Genomic DNA, 20,876 nt, shown 5'->3' on the forward strand with positions numbered 1-20,876 from the left:
GCTTACCCCTCAGCTATCGGTTGCCGGTTCGCTTGCGCACGGTGCGGTGCGACGCCCGGGGCGGATCGCATCGCGATCGTCCTGTTGAGGGCGAAGCATCCTGGGTGCATCGTTCACGGTGCGCGAGTAGCGCGGAGCCGGGCTGGGCTGCACGACACCATTGATGGTCGTGAATACCCCGCGCGCGCGGGCGTGCGGGTGATCGGGCGCCTCGCTCATCGAAAGGACCGGGGTGACACAGGCATCGGTGGGGTCGAAGATGCGGCACCATTCGTCGCGGCTGCGGGTCTTGAAGATCGTGGAAAGCCTGGCTTTGAGATCCGGCCAGGCTTTCGGGTCCCGCTGGCGGTCGAAGTCCGGGTCGTCGGCCAGACCTAGCCTTTCCCGCAGCAGCGCATAGAACTCGGGCTCAACCGCGCCGATCGCGATGTACTTGCCATCGCTGGTCTCATACGTCTCGTAGAAATGCGTGCCGGTGTCGAGCAGATTGACACCGCGCTCGTCGCGCCACACACCGGCGGAACGCAGCGACCACATCATGCTCATCAGCAACGCGGTGCCGTCGAGCATGGCGCAGTCCACCACCTGACCTTCCCCCGTGGCGCGTGCATGCAGGATGGCGCTGACCATGCCGAACGCAAGCAACATGCCGCCGCCGCCAAAGTCTGCGACCAGGTTGGCGGGTGGCGTTGGCTTGCCGCCCTCGCGCCCGAAGGCGTGCAATGCACCGGCCAGCGCGATGTAGTTGATGTCGTGCCCGGCGCGCTGTGCGAGGGGCCCGTCCTGGCCCCATCCGGTCATGCGCCCGTACACCAGCCGCGGGTTGTCAGCCAGCAAGACCTCAGGGCCAAGCCCGAGTCTTTCCATGACGCCCGGGCGGTAGCCCTCGACAATGCCGTCCGCGTCGCGTGCGAGCGCGTGGGCCTCGCGCACACCTTCGGGCGTCTTGAGGTCAAGGTGCACGACGCGGCGCGAGCGTGCCAGAACGTCCTTGCTCGCATCCATGATGCCTTGCCGCCAGGCCGGTACATGCCGCGCCACGCGGATGACGTCCGCGCCGTTGTCGGCCAGCATCATGCAGGCGAATGGCGCCGGCCCGATTGCGCCGAACTCGATGATCCTGACGCCTTTCAATGGACCGCTCATGCTTGTGCTCCCACCGCGGACTTGCCTGCGGCATCCGCCTCGTCCATGCGGCCGGCGACCACCCGGCTTGCAAAGGCCTGGTTGATCTGCGTTGCCGTCTTGCCCAGGCCCGCGAGGAGTGCGCTGGTGTCCTCCCCGAGCAGGGGCGGCCGGCGGCGGCTGGCCGCTGGCGTCAGCGCCAGGCGGATCGGGGACCGAAGCTGACGCACTCTTCCGAGCAATGGATCGTCATCGTCCGAGTACGTGCCGTTGTGCCGGACCTGCGGATCGGCGAAGAACCCGGCCAGGTCGTTGACGCGCCCAAGCGGGACGCTGTGCTTCTCGGCAAGCTGCTCGACGGTGGCCGTGTCGAGCCGCCGCGCGCTGTGCCGGATTTCATCCCACATCGCCTCACAGTGATCGCGGCGCTCCTTCACACCAGCGAAGCGGGGATCGTCGATCAGGTCCAGGCGGTCAAACATCCGGCAGAGATTCCTGAACTGCTCGTCGGTGAAGATATGGCCCATGACGTGGCCGTCCGACGTCCGGATTGGGAAGTAGGTGTTGGGCAGGGCGCGCGCACCGATACTTGGCGTCTGGAAGTAGTGGTTCACCATCAGATCCGGCAGCATGAAGGCGGCGTAGGCGTCCAGCAGCGACACGCAGACCCGCTGGCCCTTGCCGCCGTTGCGCTCGCGGTGGACGAGCGCGGCCAGAATTGCTTGTGCGGCGGTGGCGGCGGTAATCTTGTCGACGACCGAATTGCGGACGGGCTCGGGCTGGTCCTGGCTGCCGATGCCCGGCATGGTCCCGCTCAGCGCCTGCACGACATGATCGTATGCGGGCCGTGCGGCATATGGTCCATCGACGCCGAAGCCATTGATTGACGCATAGATGAGCCTTGCATTGGCCTGGCAAAGGGTCTCATGCCCGAGCCTGAATCCGGCCATCACGCCCGGGCGGAAGTTTTCAATCAGCACATCGGCAGTCAACGCCAGCTCGCGCGCCAGCGCTTGTCCCGAAGGGGACTTGAGGTCGATGCACATGCTTCGCTTGCCACCGTTGAACAGCGCGAATCCAGCCGCGACCCCCTGGTGCTGGGGGTGCCCCTTGCGCATGGGATCGCCACTGATGGGCTCGATCTTGATGACCTCGGCCCCGAGATCGGCCAGCATCTGGCCGGCGAACGGCCCGGCAACCATGGTTGCGAATTCCAGCACGCGCAATCCTGCGCACGGGCCGGGTGCCTTGTCCCCGTTTTCGGTTGTCATATTGTTCCCCGAAGTTTCTGTACACCCAGGCGGTGTTGCGTGAAAGACGCCCGCCGCCGTCGGGTTCCCTACATCAGCACACCCGCCATGCGTCCGGCATTTCACGGACGAGTTGCTTACCCTGCCGTCTCCCTGCCTCGGCGGCCACCTGGCGCCGGCTGGGGTCGAAGTTGTTCTGGCCGATCGCGGCCTCACTGCTCGCGTCAGGAACAATGAGCACGGCGTCGTCGCGCTTGCCGCAGGCGTCGATCTCGGACTGCACCGTGACGCCGGTTAGGTTGCCCGGCCGGGGCGAGATGACGATGCATTGGCCGAATCTCCGTGCGAGGTGTGCATTGGTCACCGATACGCTGCCGCCGTCCACCCAGCGTTTGCCGCCGGCCGAGATCACGGGCCAGATGCCCGGCGCCGCACCGCTGGCAGCGGCAGCGTGCACCAGGTCGATGCCCGAGTCGCTGGTAAGCAGGTGCAGCTCGCCGCTGTCCACGTCGATGGCGGTGAGCATCAGTCGGTCGGACGGCCAGTCATCGCGGTCGAGCCGGTCGCGCACGACAGCCAGGCGCTGGCGGACCTCAACGGATGAGGCCGCCAGCGCAAACTCGCCGATGCGCCGTCCGGCGCGCGCCGCGTCGCCGGCGCATTCCGTCAGCAATACGGACAGGGTCTGGATGACATCAGAGGACGAGGCGACCGGCACCTCTTGTACGCTCGCAGCAACCTGCCGCGCGTACGCCCACGCAATGCCCCTCGGGTCAAGGAGTGCGCAGCCGGCAAATGCGCCGGCCGATGTCCCGATGACTTCGCTTGCGCCGAGCAGGTCGATGCCGCCGGACGCAAGCCCGTGGAGCACGCCAATCTCCCAGGCGAGGCCGAGGACGCCACCGCCCCCAAGTATCAAACCGCGGTTCATGCTCTAAGTTCCCGTTACCTTGACTGGTTCATAGCCCCGCGCCGGAGGGCTGCCTGCCGGCAAGCATCCGGGCGTCGGGGCGCCGACGGCATTGCATCAGCGCAGGATGAAGGCTTCCTTCATGGGCTCGCGGGTCATGCGCCAGAAGTCCACATGGCGCCATGGCGTCGGGAGGATGGGCCGCCCCTTCTGGTTGGTGTAATAGGTGTGGGCGCGCCGCTCCCAGGTCCAGATCGCCCCCGCCATCTTCTCGTCGAGCTTGCGGTTGTGTTCATCAAACGCTTCCTGGGTCACCTCCAGCGAGCGGGCATCCTCCTCGACCAGTAACTGCAGGCATTCCATCGCGTAGTGGTTGACGACCTCCGCCATGAAGTTGTGCCCGCCAGCATGCCCAGCCCCGGTATGCGGGCCAGAGTTGATGAAGAGATTGGGGAACTTCGGCACCATCCCGCCCAGGTAGGAGGACGGATTGTTGTCGCGCCAGACGTCGGATAGCCGTACCCCGTTGCGTCCCGCCACCTCGATCGGCGACAGCCAGTCGAGGGTCAGCCCGGTCGCGTAGATGATGACGTCGAGCTCGATCAGCTTGCCGTCCACGGTCAGGATGCCGTCCGGCACCACACGCGCCAGCTTGCTGGTCTCGAGGGCCACGTTCGGCTGCGACAGGGCGTAGTAGAAGCCACCGGGGGCAAAGTCGTACGGGTCGCGCACGCTTCGCTTGCCCAGCGGTGCGTAGTCCGGCGTCAGCTTCCGGGCCAGTTCGCTACCCTCGCCAAAACACGAGTTGATGTAGTTGATGCAGAACTGCATCAGGCGGTCGTTGGCTGGAGAGATGGAGACGTGCGTCTTCGCCCATTCTGGGTCTGCGCGAACGATCGGATATCCGACCTTGTCGCTATAGGTCCAGTAAGACTTCAGCCTGTCCCAGTGGAGGAAGTACGGCAGGTGCTGGCGCGCCCAGCGCTTGCTTTGCGGAATATCCCCGTCTCCCGCCTGGTTGGGAATGATCCACATCGGCTGGCGCATAAAGACGGTGAGGTGGTCCACTTCCTGTGAGATCTTGCCGATCACCTGCACGCCGGTCGCTCCGGTGCCGATGATGCCGACGCGCTTGCCGCGCAGATCGACGTCATGCTTCCAGCGGTTGGCGTGAATCGATACGCCCTTGAACGTCTCGCGGCCTTGCAGGTCGGGATAGTTCGGGCGGTTGAGGTGGCCGAGGCATGACATGACTGCTGTGGCGCGCACCCGAGATGCCTCGCGCCCCTTCTTGACCACCATCAGTTCCCACTCCTGGTCCTCTTCGATCCACTGGATCTTCAGGATTTCGCTCTCGAGCTCGATGAACTCACTGATGTTGTGCTTCTCGACGATGCCTTCGAGATAGCGCAGGTACTCGGAGCCCACCGGGTAATAGTTGCTCCACGATGGATTGAGTTCGTACGACAGCGAGTAATACGTGGCGGGTGTATCGACCGCGACGCCTGGGTAGTCGTTCGCCGCCCATACGCCACCGACCTTGTTGTTGCTATCGAAGATGCGGTAGCGGAAGCCGCGGTCCTTCGCCTGGATGGCGGCCGCGATGCCACTCATGCCGGCACCGATGATGGCCAGTTCGATACGCTCGGTCGGGCGGCCGCGCTGCGGCAGCACGGGCTGGTTGCGCACAAAGCCTGCCTGTTCGAGCAGCATGTCGCCAAACTCGGCATCGATCGGCTCGCCGGTGACCATCGCTGCCATCTTGAGAAACAGATCGGGCGCCAGATCGTAGCCCGACAGGTATTCGGTCTGTTCGGAGGCGGGCTTGTCCAGCGCGGCAACCGTCAGCTCGATCATCTCTTGCCGGATAGCCCCTGGGATGGTGGCGACCTGGGCGAAGCCCTTCAGCGTTTCGACGACCTTCACGCCAGGCATGAGATCGCCCTTGTCCGGCATCTTCAGTTCAGGCGCGTAGCGGCTGAGCAGCGATGGGTCGCGCGTGATGTGCACGAGCGACGCTAGCAGCAGCGCCGGGTCTACGTCTGCAAGGTATTTGCGAAGGTCAGATTCCGCGATCTGGCGTTGACGCGCAATGTTTGTGAAGACATCTCGGAGTTCGCTCCTGGCTGCAAGCGGGTTGGTCCCGGCAGCGGATGGGATGGCTGCGTTGGAAGGTTCAATATACATAGTGGATTGGCGTTCCGGTTTAGTGGTTTGTTCATGTGGCACGGCCTTGCAGATTGCGGGGACCATGCCGTCCCTGGTCACGTGTCGGAAGTGTAGGAACGGCGCAGTGCCGGACCAACAGGAACCGGTGAAGATGAGAACTTCGCAAAACGCGATATGCAGCGCCAGCGCATGCCGAATGGATCGGCGATCGAGGGTCGTGCTGACGCAGTGCAGCAGTACGAGGCGCGCCTGGACTGGTGATGCAAAGAGGGCAGGAATTGCTCGAATTGAGCAAGTAAGAACTTCGTGAAACGGCGCAATGCGCCCGGACGTCCGCCTCTAAACTTCAAGCGACTGAAGACCGGAAACAAGAGGCGACGCGATGCGAACAAAGGTGCAGGCTGCCGTGATGGTGAAGGCCCGCGAACTCCAGGTGGAGTTGCTGGACCTGGATGAACCGCACGATAACGAAGTGATGGTGGAGATTGCCGCGACAGGCGTGTGCCATTCGGACCTGTCGGTGTACCAAGCAGTGCTGCCGACACCGCTGCCAGTGATACTGGGGCACGAAAGCGCGGGTGTCGTCGTGGGCCTGGGATCTCAGGTGTCGGGCCTGGCGCTCGGCGACCGCGTGGTGCTCAGCCTGCTGGCCCAGTGTGGCAACTGCTTCTATTGCAACCACGGCCAGCCGGTGTTGTGCGAGTCGGGGCAGCCATCGATGCTGCAGGGCACCATGGCAGATGGCACGACGCGATTTACATGGAATGGCGCACCGGTGTTCCAGATGGCCGGTCTGGGAACGCTTGCACAGCGGGTTGTCGTACCGGCTACATCGGTCGTTCCCATCCCGGACTCTCTGCCGCTGGAGCAGGCGGCATTGCTCGGCTGCGGGGTCATGACGGGCTGGGGCGCAGCGGTCAACACGGCCCGGGTCGAAGTCGGCGAAGCGGTGGCCATCCTCGGTTGCGGCGGTGTCGGCCTGCATGCGATCCAGGGCGCGCGTACCAGCGGTGCCAGCATGATCATCGCAATCGATCCCCGTACGGATCGCCTGGAGCTGGCGCGGTCGCTGGGTGCGACCCATCAGCTGCAGCCCGGGACCGGACTGGTGGAAAAGGTACGCGCGCTCACCGGTGGGCGCGGCGTCGAGGTCGCGCTGGAAGTCGCCGGGCGCCAGCAATCCATCGATGACGCCATACGGATGACCCGACGAGGCGGCCGTGCCGTCATTGTCAGTGCGCCGGGTAAGGACGTGGTGGTGAACATCTCCGCGTTCGGCGGGCTGGTGCTCACAGAGAAGACCATCCGCGGCTCCCTCTATGGTTCCGCTCACGTGCGCCGCGACATTGCGCGGCTGGTAGACCTCCACGGGGCGGGCAAGCTGCAACTGGACAACCTCGCGTCAGTCATCTATTCGCTGGACCAGGTCAATGAGGCCATGGCGCATTGCGCCACGGAGGCGGGCGGTCGGGCCATCGTGCGCCCATGAGGTCACGCGCGATGCCTACTCGCCGCGCAGGCGCCGCCAACGAACAGGAGCAACCATGACGCTTCCCACGTCAACATCGATCACGCAGCACCTGATTGATCCGGCCATTTGCATACGCTGTAACAGCTGCGAGGAGTCCTGCCCGGTTGGCGCGATCACACACGACCACAACAACTACGTGGTCGACGTCGAGCGCTGCAACCATTGCCGTGCGTGTCTCCCCCCGTGCCCAACGGGCGCGATCAATCACTGGTACCCGGTGCAGCAGCCGTACACGCTTGCGCAGCAACTTTCGTGGCAGGATCTGCCAACGCCGATGCAAGCGGGCACCGAGACCGATGCCAACGAGAGTCCTGTCCTAGTGCGGGCGCCCGCGTCGGCGAGTGCGCCGGCACTGCACCTGTACAGCCGCGCTGCACCAGCCGTCGCGACGGTGACATTGCGCGAGCGGGCCACGGCACTCGACGCTGACGATGATGTCTGGCACATCGTGCTGGATTTCGGCAACCAGGCGATGCCCATCCTGGAGGGCCAGAGCATTGGCATTCTGCCGCCCGGCCTCGATGCCAATGGGCGCCCGCATATCGAGCGACTGTACTCGGTCGCCAGCGCAAGAACGGGCGAGCGGCGGGGCACCAGCACCGTCGCACTGACGGTGCGGCGCAAGCCGGGCGGCCTGTGTTCGAACTATCTGTGCGGCCTGGTCCCAGGTGAAACGGTGCGGGTCGTCGGCCCGCTGGGCGATACGTTCCTGATGCCCATGGAAGCGTCCGCCAACCTGATCATGGTCTGCACTGGCACAGGCGTCGCGCCTTTTCGGGGCTTCATCCAGCACCGCCTGCGCAGCATGCGCGGCGCCACAGGCAGCCTGATGCTTTTCTTCGGCGGCCGTCGTCCCGTGGAGCTGCCTTACTGCGGTGAGGAAGACGGGTTGCCGGAGGGTTTTGTCGACCACTACTTCTGCTTCTCGCGTCAACCGGACGCGCCCCGCATATATGTGCAGGACGGCATCCGGGCCGCCGGCAAGCGAATCAGGACGCTTCTACAGGACGAACTCACGCACGTGTTCCTGTGTGGCCGCAAAGGCATGGAAGCCGGTGTGGAGGATGCCTTCGCGGGTGTCCTTCGCGGCGACGGCGCATCCGCATGGCCAATGGTCCGGGAACGCCTGTTAGCCAGCGGACGCTATCACGTTGAAACGTACTGACATTTTCCAGGAGATCCCAAGTGACCGACACCAACCAGCACGCACTGCCCCATGACGGCTATGACCTTCTCTCCGACCACTATGTACAGGAGGCGCATGCCCTGTGGCGCGACATCCGTTCCAGCGGCTGTCCGGTGGCGCATAGCGAAAAGTGGGGCGGCTCCTGGCTGCCGACAACATACGACGATATCCACCATGTCGCCCAGAATCCCGCAGTGTTCTCATCGCGGGCCGCGGAAATTGCGGGCGAAGTGCCGCCGCAGGGTTCGGGCCTGGTGCTGCCACCGCTGACCAGCGACCCGCCGGATCACAAGATCCACCGTGACCTGCTCGAGCCCTACTTCACGCCGGCGCGAGTTGCAGCCATCGAGCCGTACGCACAGAGTCTCGCGCGCGACCTGGCGCGACGGGTCGCCGTCAAAGGCGAAGCGGACCTTGGCGAGGACTACTCCAAGCCCTTCGTCTTGTCATTGCTGACACGCTTCCTCGACGTACCCGACGACCGTCAGGAGCGCTTCATGGACTGGGCCATCCGGGTCCTGAAGTACGGGCCCTTCGACCAGGAGTTGCGCAAGGCGGCGTTCGATGAAGCCTTCGCGGATCTTGAGCAATTGCTCAAAGAGCGGGAGCAGGACCCGGGCGAAGACCTCGTCAGCCATATCGCACTGGCCACCATCGACGGCAAGCCGATCTCGCGCAAGCACCGTATCGGTAGTCTGCTGCTGGCCGTCCTTGCGGGCGCCGATACCACGTGGAACGCCCTCAACGCCAGCCTGAACCATCTGGCTGATCACCCTGCCGACCGGGCGACGCTGATCAACGAGCCAGGCCTGTTGAGGACGACTGCGGTGGAGGAGTTGCTTCGCTTCTATGCGCCGCTGTCTATCGCGCGCGTCACCACCGAGGAAGTGGAGTTGAAGGGGCGCTGCATCGGTGCTGGCGAGCGGGTGATTCTGGCTTACCCGGCGGCCAATCGCGACCCGGCGGTATTCGAGAACCCAGACGAAGTGCAGCTTGATCGCAAGCGTAACCGACACCTGACCTTCGGGGTGGGCGTGCACCGATGCCTCGGGTCCCACCTCGCCCGCATGGAAATGCGCGTCGCCATCGAGGAATGGCTCAAGGCGATTCCGAATTTTGAGCGCATATCCGGCGCGGTCAAGTGGTCTGCGGGCAATGCCCGTGGTCCTGAGAACGTGCGTATCCGGGTGGTTTGACGCCTGGATGCCCCAGCGGATACAGAACAAGGAGACGACGTTGAACAGCACAGTGATCCTGGAAAAGGACGGCCCGGTGGCGCGACTGATCCTGAACCGGCCGGAGAAGCACAATGCCCTGCGCTTCGATGAGATGGACGACCTGGTTGCCGCCCTGCGGGATGCCGAGTACGACGATGACATCAAAGTCATCATCCTGAAGGGGAACGGGCCCTCATTCTGCGCAGGCCACGACTACAACGATGCCGTCAAGTCGTACGGGCTGGAGCTAACCCCGGACGGCGGCAAGCCGCGGCGCCCCAACCAAAGAACGCGCTTGCAGCGGGACCGACGCCTGGGCATGAGCTACATGGCGTTCCAGAATTCGGCCAAGCCGGTTATCGCACAGGTCCATGGCCATTGCACCGGCGTGGGCATCTACCTGGTGGAGCTGGTGGATCTGGCGATTGCCGCGGACGATGCCTGCTTCAGCCATGCGGAACAGCGCTTTGGTCTCGCCGGCAATACCTGGCACATGAACTCGCAGATCCTGATGTATGGCGCCAAGGTTGCCCGGGAACTCATGCTACTGGGCGAGCGCTTCAATGGCAGCGAGGCTTGCCGGCTCGGTCTGGTCAATCGCGCGGTGCCGTTGGCTGAACTGGAGACTACCGTTGAGAACTGGGCCGGACGTATCGCCAAGCACCCGCGCGACGCCCTGGTGACGGGCAAGGCCATGCACCAGATGGCGCTGGAAAGCCTGGGCTGCGCGGCCCAGTTCACACGTGGCTTTGTCGGCCACACGCTCGGTACGAACCTGAGGTTCGAGAGCGACGAGTTCAACTTCCTGCGCGAGCGCAGGGAGTCTGGCACAACCGCGACTTTCAAGCTGCGCGACATGAACCATCGGGATGCCGACTGAGGCGAGGCCCGGCCGGCAACGACGCTGCCCACCTGCGCGTCAATGCCCATCACCCTGATAAGGAGACGGCGTGGAACTGCATGTCACCCAACTGAGCGTCGACAACGGCGTCGGCCTGGTTCGGCTCAGCCGCCCCGGGCGCGGAAATTCCTGGACTACGCGCATGAATGCCGAGTATCGTTGGCTGATGTCATGCCTGGACGACGACCCGCGCGTGCGTGTGATTGTTGTCACCGGCGCGGGCCAGCAGTTTTGCGTCGGCGCTGACACGAAGGCGCTGGACCATTACCGTGAGTCCGATCAGGACTATCTCGAAAGCTTCAGGAATGACGTGATGGCAACGCCGGGTCACGGCGTACGCCCGGAGTACGAGCACGAGCTGATCTGGCATTGGGGCCTGCAAAAGCCCGTCATTGCCGCCATCAACGGGGCCTGCGCCGGCATCGCCGTCGCGCTGGCCGCTTACTGCGACCTTCGCTATGCCGCGGCAGGCGCCAAGCTCACGACCTCAACGCCACGGCTAGGGCTGCCTGCCGAATTCGGGCTGTCCTGGATCATGCCGCGTATCGTGGGCCTGACCCACAGTGCCGACATTCTGCTGTCAGGGCGCGTGTTCCTGGCGGAAGAGGCGCGCGCCATGGGGTTCCTCAACGGCGTGATGCCGCGTGAAACCCTTGAGGAGGAAGTTCTCCGGATCGCGCGCGGCCTGGCGGACTCGACATCGCCGGTGGCCGTGAAAACGGCCAAGCGTCAACTCTACGCCGACCTCATGCGGCACGACGCGGGCGCCGCGATCGAGGATTCCCGGGAACTGATGGGGCAGTTGATGAAACAGCCGGATTTCAGTGAAGCCATGCGGGCCATGAAGGACAAGCGGCCGCCGGCCTTCAGCCCGCTGCCCGGCACGGCCATGGGGAGTACCGCGTCATGAGTGCCTCCAATCGGCAGGGCCCGCTCGAGCGCTTTCGTGTACTCGACCTCACCCGCCTGCGAGCGGGCCCGACGGCGGTACGGCAGCTGGCGGACTGGGGAGCGGATGTCATCAAGATTGAAAGCCCGCAGGCGCTTGACGTCAGCGACGGCTGGATCGGGGACCGCCTCGGCTCGGATTTCCAGAACCTGCATCGCAACAAGCGCAGCATCACGCTCAACCTCAAGGATCCGGAAGGCGTGCGGATTCTCCAGCGGCTGGTCGAGGCCGCTGACGTGCTGGTGGAGAATTTCCGGCCAGGCGTGAAGACCCGGCTTGGGGTGGACTATGAAACCTTGCAGCGCAGCAATCCCGGGCTCGTCTACGCCAGCATCTCGGGCTTCGGGCAGGACGGCCCGTATGCCGACCGGCCAGGCTACGACCAGATTGTGCAGGGCATGGGCGGGCTGATGGCGATCACCGGCGAAAAGGGGCAACCGCCGTTGCGGACCGGGATCTCGCTGGCGGATACCGGTGTCGGCCTGTACGCGGCGCTCGGCATCATGACGGCCCTGCTCGAGCGTGAAGTGTCGGGCCGTGGGCAATGGGTGCAGACCTCCCTGTTGCAGGGCATGATCGCGCTGACCGACTACCAGGCGGCACGATGGCTGATGGACGGCGAGGTGCCGGAACCGGCAGGCAACGATCATCCCACTGCGACGCCAACCGGCGTGTTCCCGACCGCCGATGGCCATATCAACATTGCCACGGCAGGCGAGGAGATGTGGCGGCGCTTGTGCAATGCGATCGGGGCGCCGGAGCTGCTCGGGCGGGTCGAGTATGCCAGCAACGAACTGCGCACAAAGAACCGGGAGGCGTTGAAAGGCGAGCTTGCGCAATACACGAGGCGCAAGACAAGTTCCGAATGGATCCGGGCCTTCGAGCAGGCGAGCGTTGCCTGTGGCCCCATTTACCGGATGGACGAGGTATTTGAGGACCGGCAAACGCAGCATCTGGGCATGGCCATATCCCTGCGGCATCCGGAGCTTCAGGAGATAAAGGTCGTGGCGCAGCCGTACACGTTGTCGCGCACGCCAAGCCAGATGCGCACGGCAACGCCCGGGCGAGGCGAGCATACCGAAGCGGTGTTGATGGAACTGGGATATAGCGCGGAACAGATCTCGGACCTGCGCGAGCGTCACGTGGTGTGATCGTGGGCGAGCGCGCCAACCTGACCACAGACTACGGAGTGAGCATGAAAATTCGAATTGAATCGGCACGATGCAAAGGGCATCAGAACTGCATCCGGGCGGCGCCGGAACTGTTCATCGTTGGGGAGGACGGCTATGCGCGCGTCAGGGGAAGTGGCGATGTGCCGCCGGCCCTGAAGGAGGAGGTGCTGCTTGCCTGGGCAAACTGCCCTGAGTTCGCCATCGAGGTCGAGGACGACGAGCAATGACCCGGCCTTGATGCGGATACCTGGCGCGACTGGCGCTTTGTAACGAAAACCGGACCATATGATGGAGAACAGCAGGGGACACCTGATTCTCGAGCGCGACGGTGCGACGGGGCGGATTGTGTTCAGCAATATCGCCCGTCGCAACGCAGGCACGGACTCGATGTGGCGCGACGTGGCGCCGGCCCTGGATTCGCTCGCTGGTGACCCGGATATCCGGGTCATTCTGATCGAGGGCGACGGCGGACGCGACTTCATGTCCGGCGCCGACATCGCCGAGTTCAACAGCCGCTTGTCGCAGGCCGATGCCGTGCGCACGGTCGAGCGCAGTGCGCTGCAGGCTTACCGGGCAGTCTGGGACTGTGCCAAGCCGACCGTGGCCGTGATCCGTGGCTACTGCCTCGGCGGGGGACTGGCGCTGGCGAGTTGTTGCGATCTTCGGATCGCATCGGAAACGGCGCGGTTTGGCATTCCTGCTGTAAAGCTGGGAGTTGGCTATCCGGGTGACAGTATGGCGAAGATCCGTTCGCTCGTCGGGCCGGCGTTCATGAAGGAAATCCTCCTGACCGGACGCCAGTTCTCTGCTTCGGAAGCGCTGCGCATTGGACTTGTCAATACGGTCGTGCCCGATGGGGACCTGGCTGCGGAAGCCAGGAGCGTGGCCGCCGCCATTGCCGCCGCAGCACCCCTGACTGTCCGGGCAATCAAGCTGATAGACCGTGATCTGGACAGGTCATCCGCGGACTGGAATACTGAGCGTTGGGACGAATCTATTGCTGCCTGCTTCGCGAGCGAGGACTTTGTCGAAGGTTGCAAGGCATTCGCCGAGCGGCGCGCGCCGCAATTCAAGGGAAGCTGATTGGCCTGGATGTCGTGCGCGCAGTGCAGTGCAGTAGTGGGCGCAGGAGCAAAGGTTAGTGGATAAGTTCGCGGCTATTCAATCCTTCGTCGCCGTTGCGCAAAGGGGAGGCTTCTCGGCGGCCGCTCGCCAGCTCGGCGTGACGGCGTCCATTCTGACCCGGCGGATCGCAAGCCTGGAGCAGGAATTGCGCGTGCCGCTGCTCGTGCGCAATACCCGAAAGCTTGCTTTGACGCCGGCGGGCGAGGCGTATTTTGTGCGCTGCCGCGAAATCCTTTCCTCCATGGAGGAGGCGGAACAGGAGCTGGAACGCGCCTGCGATGATCCGGTCGGCCGGCTGCATGTCCAGCTGCCGCTGATCGTGGCGCGGCTGCACGTGGTGCCACGCCTCAGTGAGTTCGTTGAGCAGTATCCGGGAATCAATCTCAAGATCACGCAAGCCGACGGCTTGCAGCACGACCTGATCGGACGCGGCCTGGACATTGCCGTCTGGGGCGGCGATTTGCCCGACTCGCGGCTCGTCGCGCGCCCACTGACACGGAACCTGCGCGTCACCTGCGCGACGCCGGAGTATCTTGACCGCTACGGCCGACCCGAACGCATCGAGGACCTGGCATCGCACAACTGCCTGACTGCGGACCTCTTTCATGGCGGGCGCTCGTGGCTCTTTCAGACGCCGGAGGGAGAACGCCTGGCGCCCGTGAAAGGCAACCTGGCGTTCGACAACAGCGACAACTACCGGGAAGCGGTTCTTGCCGGGTTGGGGCTGGGCCAGGGCCCATCGATCCTGTTCGATGTTGACGTCAGAGTCGGGCGCCTTGAACAGGTCCTGACCGGGTACGTCGCGCGCGGGCAGACCCTGTACGCGGTCTACCCGCCAGCACAGGGCCGGAACGCCAAAGTGAAGGCGTTCGTCGAGTTCCTGTCCCGCGTGCTTCCCGTGGGCTGGAGTAGCATGACCGTGAGCCAGCCGCGCCTGGACGAAGCCGCGCAGGCGCCGGCAGGCAGCCGCGCGCAAAGTCTGTAGGGCGCGATCCCCGGTCGGCGAAATCACGTCGCCCAATCCGGTACGCGCTGCATCTCTCGCCTGACGAAGTACTCTTGTTCGCTTCGCTGTGTTGATCGCCGCCAGCGCACGGGGTCTACTACTACCCATGCGATGTGCGATCAGCATCGGGGTATCCCGGTCAATGGTCGGTACCGCGTGGGGCCATGGCCTCGACCCCGGATGTCGAGGCCTGGTGGCTGGACTCCCGTCAACGTAGTCGTCTGCATTGGTACCACTCCTATGATCACCCCACGACGCTGGTCTCGCGAGGTCGCGAGAGCAAGAGTTGAGAGCTACTCAACACTGGTCTATACATATCGTCCGACGTCACTGGCCGAGTTTCTGCTCGACGCGCGCCGCTGGGCAGACCGTCCGTTCATTGTGCAAGGTGAACTGCGCCTGAGCACCCGGGAATTCGAATGCGCCGTACGGCGCGTCGCCGGCTTCCTGGCCGCGCAGGGGATTGGCCGCAGGACGAGCGTGATGTTGCTGGGCCATAACAGCCTGGAGTGGCTGCTTGTGTTCTGGGCGGTGCAATGTCTTGGCGGCGTGACAGTCCTTGGTAATGCAATGTGGGGCAATGCACAGGCGCAAGCTTGCGCGGAGCTGGCTGAACCGACGCTGCTCATTACGGACAGGGCGACGGCGTCGCCCCGGGGGCCGTGGTTGACCACTTCCTTCGATGAGATTGGCGCGGCCTTGCGCAACACGACTGCGGCGTTTCCATGCCCGGAGCCTGCGCCTGACATGGAGGACGAGACCGCCGTTATCATGTTCAGCTCCGGCACCACGGGCGACGCCAAGGCGGTGGTGATCTCGCACCGGTCATTCATCGCCAATATCCAGAATCTTCTGGTCCTGACCGGGCGCCTGCCTGACGAACTCGCGCCCGAGGCGTCGGGGACCATCAGCCTGCTGACCATGCCGCTGTTCCACATGGGAGGCATCCAGATCGCCACGACCACCCTGCTGACCGGCGGGACCCTGGTGATGCTGGAGGGACGCTTCGATCCGGTGACGGTGCTGAGGCTCATCGAGCAGGAAAGGGTGCGCGTCTGGGGCAGTGTGCCCACGATGGTTTCGCGCGTGGTGGAGCACGAACTGTTCGGCAACTTCGATACCACCAGCCTGAGGTCGATCCCGATGGGTGGCGCGGCTCTGTCCGACGATCTTCGCGCCAGGATCCAGAAGGCGTTCCCGTCCATGCGAAAGCGGGTGGGCAGCCTGTATGGGATGACGGAGGCTGGCGGTGTCCTGGCGGCAGGATCGAGCGCAGAGATCGAAGGCCGGCCCAAAGGGTGTGTTGGCAGGCTGCTACCCCTGGCCGAGGTGAGGATCGACGCCCCCGACGACGCGGGGGTAGGGGAGATCATGGTGCGCACCGCCACGATGACCCGGGGCTACCTTCGCAACCCTGAGCCGATGACCGATCCGGACGGATGGTTTGCCACGGGCGACCGCGGCTGGCTCGATGCCGAGGGCTACCTGTACCTGGTTGGCCGTTCCAAAGACATCATCATCCGTGCAGGGGAGAACATCGCATGCGCGCAAGTCGAGCAATGTCTGCTTCAACACGGCGATGTGGTCGAAGCAGCGGTCGTGCCACTGCCGCACGCCGACCTTGGCGAGGAAGTCGGCGCCGTTGTTGTCTTAAGGCCGGGTACCACCGTTACGCCTGAGCGCCTGCGCGCCCATGCTGCCGCGCTGCTCGGGCGGCATGAAGTGCCCTCCCGCTGGTGGCTGCGCGCCGAGGCACTGCCAACGAATGCTGCCGGCAAGGTCGCCAAGCGAGAAGTCCTGGCTCAGTGGCGGCAGGCGGGGTCGGATCTTCCGCATGCTGATTGAGCGACGTGAGACTGTTACATGATCGAACGCACCACTCTCTATATTGGAGGACATTGGCTGACGCCGTCCTCTGCCGGGACACTGCAGGTGACAGACTCGAACACGGGCGACCTCTTTGCCACCATCCCTGCCGGCTCCGAGGCGGACGTGAATGCGGCCGTCAGTGCAGCGCGTGCGGCTTTCCCCGGATGGTCTCAGACCTCGTCAGCCGATCGTGCGAAGGTCCTGCAAAAGGTATCCGATGGCCTGCTGAAACGCGGTGACGCGTTGACGCGGCTGATTGCCACAGAGGTCGGTACGCCGCTGCGGGCCTGCTCACTGGTCCAGGTCGCCGCGCCCGCGAATTCCTGGGCGTACTACGCGAGACTGGCACAGCAGTTTGACTATGAAGCGCGCGTTGGCAACTCAATGGTTGTGCGCGAACCCGTGGGGGTGGTCGCCGCCATCACGCCCTGGAACTATCCGCTGCACCAGATCACGCAGAAGATCGCGCCGGCGCTTGCCAGTGGGTGCACGGTTGTCCTGAAGCCGTCTGAAATCGCTCCACTCAATGCCTTCGTTCTTGCCGAGGTCATTCATGAGGCCGGCCTGCCGCCGGGAGTATTCAATCTGGTGACGGGTCTCGGTCCGTTGGTCGGTGAGGCACTGGCAGCGCACCCAGAGGTGGACATGGTCTCGTTTACCGGGTCAACGCGCGCCGGCAAGCAGGTTAGCAGGATCGGCTCGGAGACGATCAAGCGCATCTCGCTGGAGTTGGGCGGAAAGAGCGCATCGATTGTGCTTGACGACGCCGACCTCGCGAAGGCCGTCCAAGCCACCGTTTCACACTGCTATCTGAACTCAGGCCAGACCTGTGCAGCATGGACTCGCATGCTGGTGCCTAGAGACCGCCTGGACCACGCACGCGAATTGGCGCGCCAGGCAGCCGATTCGTTTGTCGTAGGAAGTGCCTTTGCCGAAGGCGTAAAGCTGGGTCCGCTGGCGTCGGCAGCGCATCGGGACCGGGTGCTCAGCTACATTCGCCTCGGCCTCGAAGAAGGCGCCGAACTCGTGACCGGTGGACCCGAGGCCCCGGCCGGCACCGGTGACGGGTATTTCGTCCGGCCCACGGTGTTCGTCGCGGATCCTCGGAGCACGGTTGCACGGGAAGAGATCTTCGGCCCCGTACTTACGATCATTCCTTATGACTCCGAGGCCGAGGCCGTGAATATCGCCAATGACACGATATATGGACTGTCGGGCGCTGTCTGGGCCGGAACGGATGATCGTGCTCTCGGTGTCGCGCGGCAATTGCGCACGGGCCAGGTCGACATCAACGGCGGCCGCTGGAACCCCCTGGCTCCGTTCGGCGGATATAAGCAATCCGGACAAGGTCGCGAGAACGGAATTTACGGATTGGAAGAATTTCTTGAGTACAAGGCAATCCAGCTACGTGCCTGATGCGCAGCCGGCTGGACGCCCGGGATCTTTACAGGACCATAGACATGGCCACAGCGATACGCCTGGGACGGCCCGCCGGCATCGATCAACTGGTGCCATTCGATGAGGAGCCGGGTCGTCCGGGACCCGGGGAGGTGCTGGTGCGGGTGCGCGGCAGCTCGCTGAACTTCCACGACTACCTCGTGGTGACGGGCCGCATGCCGACTGCCGAGGGCCGTATCCCCTTGTCCGACGGCGCGGGCGAAGTTGTTGAGGTAGGGCCGCCACACGGGGATGAGGCGGATCCGTCCATGGCATGGCGCGTGGGCGATTCGGTGCTGGGGACGTTCTTTCGTCACTGGCGCGAAGGGGCACCCGCCCAGTGGAAGCATGGCGCCGTTGCCGGGGAACACGTCGACGGGTACGCGCGCCAGTTTGCCGTGGTGCCGGCGGCCGCCCTGACGCGCGTGCCGCTTGGCCTCTCGCTGGCGGCAGCCGCAACCCTGCCCTGCGCCGGCCTGACCGCGTGGCGCGCACTTGGATGCTGTGGCGGCATCGGTCCTGGCGATGTGGTGCTTGTCCAGGGCACGGGCGGGGTGTCGGTGTTCGCGCTGCAGTTCGCCAAGACGAGGGGGGCAGCGGTGATTGCGACCTCATCCTCCGAGGGCAAGCTGGAGCGTCTTCGCGCGCTCGGGGCGGACCACGTGATCCACTACAAGGCGGAGCCGGACTGGGGGCGCGCGGCCAGGCAATGGACGGGCGGCCGGGGCGTCGATCACATTGTCGACATCGGCGGCGCCGACCTGCTTAACCAGTCGATCGAGGCCTGCCGGACCGGCGGCAGCATTGCGCTCGTGGGCTTGCTCGCAGGCACGGCCGGCCGTGTCGACACGGGGCGGATCATGGCGCGGCAACTCCGGCTGCAGGGGGTTGTGGTCGGCAGCCGCACGGATCAGCTGGAGATGATCCGTGCGATCGAGGCGGCTGGAGTGCACCCAGTGATCGATTCCAGTTTTCCCCTGGAAGCACTGCCTGCCGCGTTCCGGCACCAGGAAGCCGGTCGCCATTTCGGCAAGATCGTTGTCGAAATCTAGCTGAGAACAAAACCCGTACCGCGCTGGCCTCCGCGCCACCCATGCACCATGAATGAGGACCCACTCACTGACATTCTCACCCTGGCCAGCGCGCAGTGCGTCGACGTCGGGAGCCTGGCTGCGGGAGGATCGTGGGCATTGCGATTCCCTCCGCCCGGGCAGCTCAAGTTTATGGTTGTCGTGAAGGGTGCCTGCTGGCTGACCATCGAAGGGATGACCGCGCCGCGCGAGGTGACGAGAGGCGACGTGTTCGTGCTGCCAGCCGACCTGGCTTTCGTGCTGGCGAGCGACTTGCAGACAGCGTCCGTCGATGGCCGTGAGCTTTTCTCTGGTGCATTAGAAAGCAAGGTGACACTCGGCCATGGTCTAGATTTCTTCGCCGTTGGTGCTCACATTGCCTTGGACCGCGAGCGTGGCAAGCTGCTCTCGGAGGTGTTGCCACCATACCTTCATATCGGCGGAAATTCGGCCGAGGCTGCGGTCGTGCAATGGCTCTTGAATCAACTTGTTCAGGAGCTTGTCTCTGAGCGACCAGGGGTTGCGCTGGCAACCAGGCAGCTTGCGCAACTGCTGTGTGTTCAGGCCATCCGGTCATATCTCGATGCTTCCGGGCCTTGTGTGGCGGGATGGGTCAAGGCACTCAGCGACGAGCGCCTCGCTCCGGCGTTGCGCCTGATGCACCGCGAGCCTGGCCGGGCATGGGAGCTTGGCCAACTGGCGAAGGAAGTTGCCATGTCACGCTCCAGCTTCGCCATTCGCTTCAAGGCTGGTGCGGGCATCCCGCCCCTGACTTACCTGCAGAACCTGCGCATGTGCCTTGCCGAATATGAATTGCGCGAGGGCGTCATGCCCATATCGGAACTTGGCCGTTCGCTGGGCTATTCATCTGAAAGCGCGTTCAGCAGCGCCTTCAAGCGTTCCTCAGGCATGGCCCCCGGGCGCTACCGGTGCCTCTTTGCGAAGGCAAGCCGGTAGCGATCAGGCAGCGGGCGGGGTCCCCGTGCTTAGCGCGGAAGCCTCAAACTTGTCTCAATCCGCCGTCGACAAACAACTCGACGCCGTTCACATAGCTTGATGCATCGCTGGCGAGGAAAACCGCGACCTTGCCGATTTCGCGAGCATCACCGATGCGGCCCGCTGGGCTTCGTTGCGCGATGGATTGAACGATGGCGTCCGCCATATCGGCGCCTGCCGCCTTGATAAGCGCTCTGCGCAGGGAAGGCGTGTCTACTGCCCCCGGGCTCAGAATGTTGATCCGGACGCCGGTGTCTTTCGCATCCTGGATCAGGGACCGGACCATGCCGTGGAATGCGGCTTTGATCGCGCCATAGATGCTCATGCCTGCGGGTGGGGCGACTGAAGCGGTCGACCCGATAAGAATGATGCTGCCGTCGCTCTCCAGCAGCGGCATCGCAGACTGGATAGTGAAGAGCACGCCCTTGAGATTGACGCCGACCATCTTGTCGAACTGTTCTTCTGTAATCTTGCCCAGCGGCGCATGCTCGTCAGCGACGGCGTTGGCGATGACGGCATCCAATCTCCCGTGATCGGCTTTGACTCGCTTCAGCAGCGCGTCCATCTCGGCAATGCTGGAAGCATCCGCCTTGGCACCGAAGCTGCGCGGGCCGATTTCCCTGACGGCTTCGTCGAGTGGCTCCTGTTGAAGCGCAGTCACAACAACTTTAGCGCCTTCCGCAACGAATTCCTTGGCGATTGCCAGACCGATTCCTGTTGTGCCGCCCGTGATCACGGCGACTTTTCCTTCAAGGGAATTACTCATGTCATCTCCAATTGGATTGATTAAACGTCCTCTTGCAGAAAGATACTTCCATCGAGCTGTGCATGGAATGCTTGGGATTCTATAAAACCTGCGAGAGCGTCCAAGATGAACCGCCCCGGATTTTGAGGAGGCTCCAATCGTTGAGAGAATGGAGCCATGAGGAAGTCAGTGAAGTTTTCCCCCGAGGTCCGCGAGCG

General features: G+C 64.1%; 18 protein-coding genes. 13 read left to right on the forward strand and 5 right to left on the reverse strand.

The genetic code is table 11. The features are described from left to right. Positions 1-9: 9 nt before the first annotated feature. The 4 genes from AC3WRR_RS09740 to AC3WRR_RS09755 form a co-directional block, all read right to left on the reverse strand. Positions 10-1,146 carry a CaiB/BaiF CoA transferase family protein gene (locus tag AC3WRR_RS09740; RefSeq protein WP_492296803.1) on the reverse strand — a complete coding sequence of 379 codons (1,137 nt, stop codon included), beginning with the start codon at positions 1,144-1,146 and terminating at the stop codon, positions 10-12. Next, the gene (locus AC3WRR_RS09745) at positions 1,143-2,396 is read right to left on the reverse strand and encodes a CaiB/BaiF CoA transferase family protein (RefSeq protein ID WP_492296805.1); all 1,254 of its coding nucleotides are present in this window, start codon (positions 2,394-2,396) and stop codon (positions 1,143-1,145) included. The genes AC3WRR_RS09740 and AC3WRR_RS09745 overlap by 4 nt, the downstream gene beginning before the upstream one ends. A gap of 73 nt (positions 2,397-2,469) precedes the next feature. Then, positions 2,470-3,306 carry a patatin-like phospholipase family protein gene (locus AC3WRR_RS09750; protein ID WP_492296806.1) on the reverse strand — a complete coding sequence of 279 codons (837 nt, stop codon included), beginning with the start codon at positions 3,304-3,306 and terminating at the stop codon, positions 2,470-2,472. A 96-nt stretch (positions 3,307-3,402) separates the two neighbouring features. Beyond that, positions 3,403-5,538, reverse strand: a complete 2,136-nt coding sequence (locus tag AC3WRR_RS09755; protein WP_492296807.1) for a flavin-containing monooxygenase — start codon at positions 5,536-5,538, stop codon at positions 3,403-3,405. Between the two features lie 298 nt (positions 5,539-5,836). On the opposite strand from AC3WRR_RS09755, the gene AC3WRR_RS09760 reads away from it, so the two are divergent. The 13 genes from AC3WRR_RS09760 to AC3WRR_RS09820 all read left to right on the forward strand — a co-directional run bounded on the left by AC3WRR_RS09760 (position 5,837) and on the right by AC3WRR_RS09820 (position 19,874). Beyond that, on the forward strand, positions 5,837-6,943 hold the full coding sequence (locus AC3WRR_RS09760) for a Zn-dependent alcohol dehydrogenase (protein ID WP_011617448.1): 1,107 nt from the start codon (positions 5,837-5,839) through the stop codon (positions 6,941-6,943). Between the two features lie 55 nt (positions 6,944-6,998). Further along, on the forward strand, positions 6,999-8,150 hold the full coding sequence (locus AC3WRR_RS09765; protein ID WP_011617447.1) for a 4Fe-4S binding protein: 1,152 nt from the start codon (positions 6,999-7,001) through the stop codon (positions 8,148-8,150). A 20-nt stretch (positions 8,151-8,170) separates the two neighbouring features. Then, on the forward strand, positions 8,171-9,367 hold the full coding sequence (locus tag AC3WRR_RS09770) for a cytochrome P450 (RefSeq protein WP_439669210.1): 1,197 nt from the start codon (positions 8,171-8,173) through the stop codon (positions 9,365-9,367). 40 nt (positions 9,368-9,407) lie between these two features. Then, positions 9,408-10,268: an enoyl-CoA hydratase/isomerase family protein gene (locus AC3WRR_RS09775; RefSeq protein WP_039016261.1), complete on the forward strand. Its 861-nt coding sequence runs from the start codon at positions 9,408-9,410 to the stop codon at positions 10,266-10,268. A gap of 70 nt (positions 10,269-10,338) precedes the next feature. After that, positions 10,339-11,199 carry an enoyl-CoA hydratase-related protein gene (locus AC3WRR_RS09780; protein WP_011617444.1) on the forward strand — a complete coding sequence of 287 codons (861 nt, stop codon included), beginning with the start codon at positions 10,339-10,341 and terminating at the stop codon, positions 11,197-11,199. Then, positions 11,196-12,389, forward strand: a complete 1,194-nt coding sequence (locus tag AC3WRR_RS09785; RefSeq protein ID WP_011617443.1) for a CaiB/BaiF CoA transferase family protein — start codon at positions 11,196-11,198, stop codon at positions 12,387-12,389. Before AC3WRR_RS09780 ends, AC3WRR_RS09785 begins: the two co-directional genes overlap by 4 nt. 2 nt (positions 12,390-12,391) lie before the next feature. Continuing rightward, positions 12,392-12,637, forward strand: a complete 246-nt coding sequence (locus tag AC3WRR_RS09790; RefSeq protein WP_136227872.1) for a ferredoxin — start codon at positions 12,392-12,394, stop codon at positions 12,635-12,637. A gap of 58 nt (positions 12,638-12,695) precedes the next feature. Further along, positions 12,696-13,493, forward strand: a complete 798-nt coding sequence (locus AC3WRR_RS09795; RefSeq protein WP_041688154.1) for an enoyl-CoA hydratase — start codon at positions 12,696-12,698, stop codon at positions 13,491-13,493. 58 nt (positions 13,494-13,551) lie between these two features. Continuing rightward, positions 13,552-14,520 (forward strand): LysR family transcriptional regulator, encoded by a 969-nt coding sequence (locus AC3WRR_RS09800; protein ID WP_492296810.1) that lies wholly within the window; start codon positions 13,552-13,554, stop codon positions 14,518-14,520. A 261-nt stretch (positions 14,521-14,781) separates the two neighbouring features. Beyond that, positions 14,782-16,386, forward strand: a complete 1,605-nt coding sequence (locus tag AC3WRR_RS09805; RefSeq protein WP_492296811.1) for a class I adenylate-forming enzyme family protein — start codon at positions 14,782-14,784, stop codon at positions 16,384-16,386. Between the two features lie 18 nt (positions 16,387-16,404). After that, complete coding sequence (locus tag AC3WRR_RS09810; RefSeq protein ID WP_011617438.1) at positions 16,405-17,826, forward strand: aldehyde dehydrogenase family protein; 1,422 nt, start codon at positions 16,405-16,407, stop codon at positions 17,824-17,826. Positions 17,827-17,870: 44 nt separating this feature from the next. Then, the gene (locus AC3WRR_RS09815; protein WP_439669208.1) at positions 17,871-18,899 is read left to right on the forward strand and encodes a zinc-dependent alcohol dehydrogenase family protein; all 1,029 of its coding nucleotides are present in this window, start codon (positions 17,871-17,873) and stop codon (positions 18,897-18,899) included. A gap of 48 nt (positions 18,900-18,947) precedes the next feature. Next, positions 18,948-19,874: an AraC family transcriptional regulator gene (locus AC3WRR_RS09820; RefSeq protein WP_011617436.1), complete on the forward strand. Its 927-nt coding sequence runs from the start codon at positions 18,948-18,950 to the stop codon at positions 19,872-19,874. Positions 19,875-19,917: 43 nt separating this feature from the next. Here AC3WRR_RS09820 and AC3WRR_RS09825 read toward each other — a convergent pair whose 3' ends face one another. Continuing rightward, a complete protein-coding gene (locus AC3WRR_RS09825) occupies positions 19,918-20,679 on the reverse strand; it encodes an SDR family NAD(P)-dependent oxidoreductase (protein ID WP_492294283.1) in 762 nt (253 codons plus the stop codon). Positions 20,680-20,876: the final 197 nt, after the last annotated feature.

Source organism: Cupriavidus sp. FW305-3-2-15-C-LB2 (assembly GCF_058787575.1).